The sequence below is a fragment of the Myxococcus sp. AM009 genome (genome assembly GCF_013372605.1).
GTDB lineage: Bacteria > Myxococcota > Myxococcia > Myxococcales > Myxococcaceae > Myxococcus > Myxococcus vastator.
In genome coordinates this window covers 1-8,044 of the sequence record NZ_JABXEP010000242.1, presented here as the reverse complement: position 1 = coordinate 8,044, position 8,044 = coordinate 1, and the positions used below count along the sequence as shown (strand labels likewise).

Annotated in this window: 6 protein-coding genes; 5 read left to right on the top strand and 1 reads right to left on the bottom strand. The window is 73.1% G+C overall.

The window, feature by feature from the left end:
- From HV824_RS33660 to waaL, 5 genes are all read left to right on the top strand, one after another.
- The coding region (locus HV824_RS33660; protein ID WP_176425094.1) for a tetratricopeptide repeat protein at nt 1-2,086 on the top strand (2,086 nt) is incomplete at its 5' end.
- Nucleotide 2,087: 1 nt separating this feature from the next.
- On the top strand, nt 2,088-3,353 hold the full coding sequence (purD, locus tag HV824_RS33655; protein WP_176418634.1) for a phosphoribosylamine--glycine ligase: 1,266 nt from the start codon (nt 2,088-2,090) through the stop codon (nt 3,351-3,353).
- Nucleotides 3,350-4,462: an LptF/LptG family permease gene (locus HV824_RS33650; RefSeq protein ID WP_176425093.1), complete on the top strand. Its 1,113-nt coding sequence runs from the start codon at nt 3,350-3,352 to the stop codon at nt 4,460-4,462. Before purD ends, HV824_RS33650 begins: the two co-directional genes overlap by 4 nt.
- Complete coding sequence (locus tag HV824_RS33645; RefSeq protein WP_176418632.1) at nt 4,459-5,574, top strand: LptF/LptG family permease; 1,116 nt, start codon at nt 4,459-4,461, stop codon at nt 5,572-5,574. Before HV824_RS33650 ends, HV824_RS33645 begins: the two co-directional genes overlap by 4 nt.
- 1 nt (nt 5,575) lies before the next feature.
- Nucleotides 5,576-6,952, top strand: a complete 1,377-nt coding sequence (waaL, locus tag HV824_RS33640) for an O-antigen ligase WaaL (RefSeq protein WP_368670958.1) — start codon at nt 5,576-5,578, stop codon at nt 6,950-6,952.
- Here the strand turns inward: waaL and HV824_RS33635 are convergent.
- On the bottom strand, nt 6,892-8,007 hold the full coding sequence (locus HV824_RS33635) for a glycosyltransferase family 4 protein (protein ID WP_368738137.1): 1,116 nt from the start codon (nt 8,005-8,007) through the stop codon (nt 6,892-6,894). The genes waaL and HV824_RS33635 overlap by 61 nt on opposite strands.
- Between the last annotated feature and the right edge of the window lie 37 nt (nt 8,008-8,044).

The window sequence follows — 8,044 nt, the reverse complement described above, 5'->3', positions numbered from 1 at the left end:
GTCCCGCGGTGGCGCGCGTGTGCCCATCAGCACCGACATCATTCCGGACATGGGGCCGGAGCCTCGCAGTGGCCTCCGCGCCTCCTCGCCGCAGCTGGGCGCGGAGCCTCGCAGTGGTTCGCGCTCCGCGCCGGTGCGCATCAGCGACGGGCGCTCCCGTGGAGGCAAGGGCGGGCTGGTGGCGGGCCTCGTGGGGCTCGTCGTCGTGGGCGGAGGCGTGGGCGGTTACTTCCTGTACCAGCAGCAGCAGGAGGCGTCGCGCCGCCAGGCGGGCCCTCCGCCCGCGGCCCCCATCCCGGAGGCGGTGCAGGCGGTGCTGCCTCGCTGGAAGCTGAAGTACCTGGAGATTCAGGGCACCAGCGCGGAGCGGTTCGCGTACGGGCAGCAGCAGCTCGCCCGTGACGAGCGCTTCGCGTACGCCGAGGCGGAGGAGTCCTTCCAGCAGGCGCTGGTGCTGGACCCGGCCAACGACGCCGCCATCGCGGGCTACGTCCAGGCGCTGGCCCTGGGACGCGGCGCGCGCATGGACGACGCGACGTTCCAGGAGGCCCGCGCGCTGCTGTCGGCGGCGGAGTCCCGGTCCGGCCGCACGGCGCCGCTGCTGCTGGCGCACGCGAACCTCCTGCTGGCCCGCTCCGGGCAGCCCGAGCAGGCCCGTCCGCTGGCGGAGGAGCTGCTGGCCCGCGCGGAGCTCCCCGACGCGCAGAAGGCCGAAGCGCACCTGGTGCTGGGCCGCACGTGGCTGTCGTCGTCCCGCGAGCTGGCGCGCAGCCACTTCGACTCCGCGCAGAAGCTGTCGCCGGACATCAAGCGGCTGCACTACTACCGCGCGCTCGCGCATGTGTCGGGCGGTGAGTACTCCGCCGCGCTGGACACCCTGCGCAAGCGGCTGGAGGCGAGCCCGAAGGACTGGGAGAGCCTGGCGCTCACCGCCCGCATCTACCAGGAGGTGGGTGAGCCCGCGGAGGCGCGCAAGCTGTACGAGGCCCGGGTGAAGGCGGAGCCCGGCGAGCTGCGCGCGCTGCTGCCGCTGGCGATGCTGCGCTACCAGGCGGAGGGCAACGCCGCGGGCGCGGTGAGGGACTTGCGCGCGCTGATGAAGAACCGCGCGCGCTACGACGCGCCCGAGGTGGCCGAGGTGCTGGTGCACCTGGCGGCGGCGGAGCGCACCGCGGGCAGTCAGGACGCGGCGGTGAAGTCGGCGGAAGAGGCCCTGCGGCTCGTGAAGGACCTGCCCGAGGCGCAGCTCCAGCTCTTCCTGGTGGCCCTGGGCCGCCGCGACGCGGAGAAGGCGCGAGCCCATCTGCCGGGCTTTCGCGGGCAGTTGGAGGACGGCGCGCTGGAGAAGGTGCTCGAAGGCCGGCTGCTGCTCCTGGAGAAGAAGCCGCTGGAGGCCCTGGAGGCCTTCCAGGAAGCGGTGAAGCTGGACGCGCGGCGGCTGGACGCGCAGCTGCTGGCGGGCGTCGCCGCGGCGAGCGCGAAGCGGCGGGACGATGCCTTCCGCGCGCTGCACCAGGCCTTGCAGTCAGACCCGCTCCGGCTGGAGCCGCGGCCCGCGACGTCCGCCTACTGGCTGCGCCCACGCGAGACGGTGGAGGGCGTGGAGGGGGCCATCCTCGCGCTGTCCGAGGGGCCGGAGGACCCGTCTCCGCTGCTGTACGAGGGCCTGCTGCGCTTCCACCAGCACCAGTTCGACGCGGCCGAGCGCCATCTGCGCAGCGTGTTGGAGGTGGACGCGAACAACGCGGGGGCCCTGGCCTACCGCGCGCTCATCGCGCTGCGGCGAGGTGCGACCGCGGAGGCCCGGCGCCTGGGCGAGCGCTCCGCGGCGGCGGGGCGGCAGCTGCCGGTGTCGCACCTGGCGCGCGGCCTGGCGCTGGCGGAGGCCCGGCAGGTGGAGCCGGCCAAGCGCGCGCTTCGGGACGCGCTGGCCCTGGCGCCCACCCTGCTGTCGGCGCAGGCGCGGCTGGCGCAGCTGGAGTCTGCCCGGGGCAAGGACGCGGCGCGAGACACCCTGGTGAAGGTGGTGGGGTTGGATCCAGCCTACCTCCCCGCGAAGCGGATGCTCTACCTGTTGGAACGGTGAGGTGGATGTGAAGGTCCTGCTGCTCGGTTCCGGTGGCCGTGAGCACGCGCTCGCGTGGAAGCTGTCGCAGAGTCCCTTGTTGACCCAGCTCTGGTGCGCTCCGGGCAACCCGGGCACGGCGAAGCTGGGCACCAACGTGGCCCTGCGCGCGGACGCACCCGCGGAGGTCGCCGCGTTCGCGAAGCGCGAGGCGGTGGACCTGGTGGTGGTGGGCCCGGAAGCGCCGCTGGTCGCGGGCGTCGCGGACGCGCTGGCCGACGCGGGCATCGCCTGCTTCGGGCCCGTGGCGGCGGGCGCGCGCATCGAGGGCTCCAAGGCCTTCGCGAAGGAGATCATGGCCGAGGCCGGCGTGCCCACCGCCGCGTTCCGGACGTTCACCGACGTGGCTGCGGCGGAGGCCTACGCGGTGGCGCAGGGGCGCATCGTCGTCAAGGCGGATGGCCTGGCGGCGGGCAAGGGCGTCATCGTCGCCCACGACGTGGAGGCCGCGCGCGCGGCGGTGCGGGCCGTGGGCGCCATGGGCGTGGCGGGCCAGACGATGGTCCTGGAGGAGCTGCTGGAGGGCGAAGAGGTGTCGGCGATGGCGCTGTGTGATGGCGAGCGCTACGCCATGCTGCCCTTGTCCCAGGACCACAAGCGCGTGGGCGAAGGCGACACGGGGCCCAACACCGGCGGCATGGGCGCGTACAGCCCCGCGCCCTTCCTGTCCGCCGCGCAGCTCGCCGAGGTGGGCGAGCGCGTGGTTGCCCCGACGCTGGCCGTGCTGCGCCGGCGCGGAATTCCCTTCCGGGGCGTGCTTTATGCGGGACTGATGCTCACGCGCGGCGGCCCGAAGGTGCTGGAGTTCAACGCGCGCTTCGGTGACCCGGAGACGCAGGTGCTGATGATGCAGCTGGGTGAGGACCTGCTGCCGTTGCTGGACGCGTGTGCACGGGGCGCGCTCACGCCGCGGACGCTGGTGTCCGCGCCCGGTGCCTCGGTGGGCGTGGTGCTGGCGGCGCGGGGCTATCCGGATGCGCCGCAGAAGGGCCAGCGGATTGAGGGGCTGGACGCGGTGCCGCCCGACGCCACGGTGTTCCTGGCGGGCGTGGAGGCGCGTGATGGCGGCGTCGTGACGGCCGGAGGCCGGGTGCTGACGGTGTGCGCGCGGGGCGAGGACCTGGCGCAGGCGCGCGAGCGGGCCTACGCGGCGGCGGCGGCCGTGCGCTTCGAGGGCATGCACTTGCGCCGGGACATCGGCGCGCGAGGGATGAAGGCCGCCCCGTGAACCGCCTTTCGCGCTACCTGCTCCGGGAGCTGTTGGTCCCGCTCGGCGTGTGGGTGGCGTTCATGTTCCTGTTGCTCTTCGTCATGCAGTTCCTGCGGGGCACCGACGTGCTGCTGGGCTCGTCGGTGACGCTGGTGGACCTGGCGCGGCTGCTGGCGTACCTGGCGCCGCACTTCCTGATGATGGCGCTGCCCATCGCCTTCCTGCTGGCCATCCTCCTGGGGCTGGGGCGGCTGGGCGAGGACCGGGAGCTGGTCGCGCTCCAGGCGCTGGGCATCGGGCCGGTGCGCCTGCTGGCCGCGCCGATGGGCATCGCGGTGGCGCTCAGCGTGCTGATGCTGGTCATCACCTCCACGGCGCAGCCCTGGGGCCTTGCGGGCTTGAAGGTGCTGGTGAGCGAGGTCATCCGGAAGAACGCCGTGGGCGACGTGAAGTCCGGCGTCTTCTACGAGGACCTCAGCAACCTGACGCTGTACGCGGAGCAGGTGTCGGCGGACGGGAAGTGGACCCACGTGCTCCTGCATGACGACCGGGAGGCGAACTCGCCGCTGCTGGTGCTGGCGCAGCGGGGGCAGGTGGGCACGTCCACCGGCGGGGAGGTGCTGCGCTTCGCGCTGGAGGAGGGGGAGGTGCACCGCTCCGCGGGCCGCGAGACGGAGGAGTACAGCATCATCCGGTTCGACCAGGCCGAAATCAGCGTGGGCATGGGCGCCTCCATGGGCAAGCGCAGCCGCTTCTCGTTCTCCCGTGAGGAGCTGACGCCCGTCGAGCTGATGGAGGCGGCGCGCGAGGCGGAAGCGCGGGGCGAGGATGCGCGCGTGTTCCGGATGGCGCTGCACAGCCGGTTGGGGAATGCGCTGGCGCCCATCGCCTTCGCGCTGCTGGGCACGCCGCTGGCCATGGGCCGGCGCCAGTCGGGCCGGGCGTGGGGCTACCTGCTGACGCTGGGCGGCTACGTCCTCTACTACCTGCTGAGCCGCGTCTTCGAGCAGATGGGGCAGAAGGGCCAGTTGCCCGTGGGCCTGGCGGGGCAGATGGCCAACCTGGTGTTCATCGCGGTGGGGCTTTGGGCCCTGTTCCGGGTGAGCCGCTCGGGGACGGTCAAGTGAGGGGAACGCTCTTCCTCTACGTGCTGCGCACGTACCTGCGCTTCGTCCTGGGCATCCTCGGGGGGCTGGTGCTGGTGTTCGTGGTGGTGGACTTCGTGGACCGCGCGAAGCTCTACACGGGGCCGGGCTGGGTGCGGGACGCGGCGGAGCTCTACTTCTACAAGGCGATGATGTCGGTGCAGCAGCTGGGGCCGGCGGCGCTGCTGCTGGCGGCGGGCACCACGGTGTCCGCGCTGCGCAAACAGGGCGAAGTCACCGCCATCCGGGCGCTGACCTTCGGCCCGTCCGCGCTGTACCTGCCCATCCTCGTGGCGTCGTTCGTGGCCTGCGTGGGGCTGGTGGCCTTCGACGAGCGGGTGGCGACGTACTCCGGCCGGCGCGTGGACGAAATCTCCACCCAGCGCTTCAACAAGTGGGGCGACTGGCGCTTCTACTACACGCCGAAGCAGTGGTTCCGGCGCGGAGACAACATCTTCTTCCTCCGGGGCGGCAGCGCGCAGGAGGGGTTCCAGGACGTGTCCGTCTTCACGGTGACGGAGTCCTTCAACCTTCAGCGGCGCCTGGACGCCTCCGGCATGTTCCCGGTGGAGGGCATGCGCTGGCGCCTGACGGACGTGGTGGAGCGCACCTTCGACGGCGAGGGGAAGACGTCCGTGCGGCAGCTCCCGGAGGCGGAGTACGCGCTGGGCGTGGCCGTCACCGCGTTCCGCATCCGGCCGGGGCGTCCGGAGCAGATGCGGGCGTCCGAGCTGCGCGAGCAGATTGTCGCGCGCCGCGACGTGGGGCTGGCGACGAAGCAGTTCGAGCTGGCCCTGCACAACCGCTTCGCCTACCCGATGGCGGCCTTCCCCGCCGCGCTGCTGGGGGTGGGGCTGGCACTGCGCGCCAACCGGCGGGGGCACCTCACGGCCGCCATCATCGAGGGCCTGCTGACGGCGGTGGCGATGTGGGGCTTGATGATGGTGTGCCGGACGCTGGTGCTCACGGAGCGGCTGTCTCCTGGCGTCGCCGCGTGGGCGCCCACCGTGCTGCTGGGCCTCATCGCGGGGGCGGTGTGGTTGCGGCGCGAGGGCCGGCTGTCCCTGCCGCGGCGCTGGCTGCCGGTGAGGTAGCGTGTCCGCGCTCATGGGAACCGCGTCCGAGCTTCCGCTGGACCTGCGCTGGCGCCGCGCCATCAACGCCGTGCTGGTGACGTGGACCGTGGGCCTGGTGCTGGCGGAGGTCGTCCTCCAGGTGGCGACGGGGGCGGCGGTGCTGCTGGCGGCGATTCTGCTGGTGCGGGGGCGGCTCCGCCTGGCGCCGGACGTGCGCGCCTATGCCGGGGCCAGCGGGGTGCTGTGCCTGTGGCAGGCGGTGTCTCCCGCGGTGGCGCTGCTGACGGGCGCGGCGGAGGCGTGGCCGCGCGGCTCGCGGTACGGGCAGGTGCTGGACTCGGTGGCGGGCGCCGCGGCCGCGTGCATTGGCGCCGTGGGCGTGCCGTGGCTGCTGCTGGCGGGCGTCCTGGCGGGAGGGTGGCTGTTGGCCGCGCTGCTGGGGGTGTTCCAGAACCGGGTGCGCTGGTCCATGGAGCTGCCCGCCTTCCTCAAGCTGAACCTGGGGCGGCTGCACGAGAACTTCGGCACGGAGGAGTCTCCGCGCTACGCGGCGGGTGGCTTCTTCTCCCACCGGCTTCGCTTCGCGCATGGCGCCATCGCGGCGCTCGGGCCCGCGCTGTCGGTGCTGGGCAGCGCGGACCAGGCGCGGCGGCGCATCCTGGCGGGCGCGGTGGTGATGGGGATGCTCATCTCCATCTACAACGCCTTCGCGCGAGCGGCGCTGGGCGCGGCGCTGCTCGTCAGCGTGGTGGCGTTGCTGCTGCTGGTCCAGGGGTCCGCGCGGAAGCTGGGGCTGGCGCTCATGTTCGCGCTGGTGGCCGTCGTCTCCATGAGCCCGGCCTGGCGCACGCGCCTGGAGAAGGCGCTGGGCAACATCTACGGCGGCGAGCGGGAGCACGCCATGGTCGTGGGCTGGAGCCTGGTGCGCGAATACCCGCTGACGGGCGTGGGCTTCGGCAACCACAAGCCGGCGGCCCTGGCCACGCAAGACGAGACGGGCATCACGGACTTGCTGGCCACCGATTCGCACAACCTGTGGCTGACGGTGTGGGCGGAGACGGGCCTGGTGGGGCTGTTGCTGATGCTGGCGATGCACGGCTTCCTGGGGCGCGCGCTCATCCGGCGCTACCGCGAGGGCTCGCTCGCGGCCACGGGCGCGCTGCTGTCCTGGGTGGGCTTCCACATCCTCGCGCTGGTGCACTACCTCCCGTTCCACTCCAGCGTGTACCTGTCCTTCTCGCTCGTCTGGGGCCTGGGGTTGTGCGAGGGCAGTGAGCGCCTGCGCGGCCGGGAGGCCCGTCAGGGCCGCTTGCCGCTGGAAGGCGCGCCCACGCCCTATCGGCCAGGCGTCCCGCGCGAGCCTCCGGGCGCGGGGGTCTCCAGCACGCGGCGGTAGACGGCCAGGGTGCGCCGGGCACAGTCGTCCCAGGTGAAGCGCGCCACGCGCTCCCGGCCCAGCTCCACCAGCTCCCGGCGCAGCGCGTCGTCGCGGAGCACGCGCAGCGTCGCTTCACGCCATGCCGCCGCGTCGTCCGGGGGGAGTCTCAGCGCCGCGTTGCCCACGACCTCGGGCAGGGCGGTCGCGTCCGCCGCCAGCACCGGACAGCCCGCGCCCATGGCCTCCAGGGCCGGCAGCCCGAAGCCTTCGTAGCGTGAGGGCAGCAGCAGCGCCGACGCCGCGCCGTAGAACAGCGGCATCTGGTCCTCGGGCAGCTCCTCCAGGTCGAGCACGTTCTCATGAAGCCCCAGCTCGTGCGCCACCGCGCCCTTGCCCGCCAGCAGCACCACGGGCACCGGCAGCTCCCCAGCGAAGTCCTTCAGCAGCGCCAGGTTCTTGAAGCGCTTGGCGTTGCCCACCGCCGCCACGTAGCGCGCTGGCAGCGCGTACCGTTCGCGGAACGCGGCGGCCTCGGCCTGGGTCGGCGGCTGGAAGCGGGCGTCCACTCCGTTGTGAATCACCTGGAGGCGGTAGGGCGACAGCTTGAGGTGCTTCGCGAGCTCGTCGCGTGAGAACCCGGACACCGTCACCAGCGCGGTGGCCCGCTTCGCGCGAGGTCCCACGACGACGCGGTAGTAGAGGGACTGGGCCGGCGAGTACTGGTCCGCCAGCGCCAGGTGGTTGGCGTCGTGGAGCGTGGCCACCAGCCGCCCGTTCCAGAAGAGGGGCAGCGAGAAGGACGTGGCGTGGAACGCGGCTGGCGCCAGCCTCACCAGGTCCGCCGCGAGCGCCGGCTGCTCAATGGGTGAAAGAAACCCGGCCAGCGCGCGGTGAAGCGGCATGCGTGGCGTCAGCTCACCCAGGTCGGGAGCGAGCCCCTCGGGGGGCACCAACGCGGAGAAGCGCAGGTCGGGCGCGAGCGCGGGCATCCGCCGCGCCAGCTCCAGGGCGTAGCGGGCAATCCCATGCAGCCGGCCACGCACCATGCGCAGATCGAGGAGGACGTGAGCCACGGCCTCCGCGTATCACACGCGCGGCCTCCATGGGGGC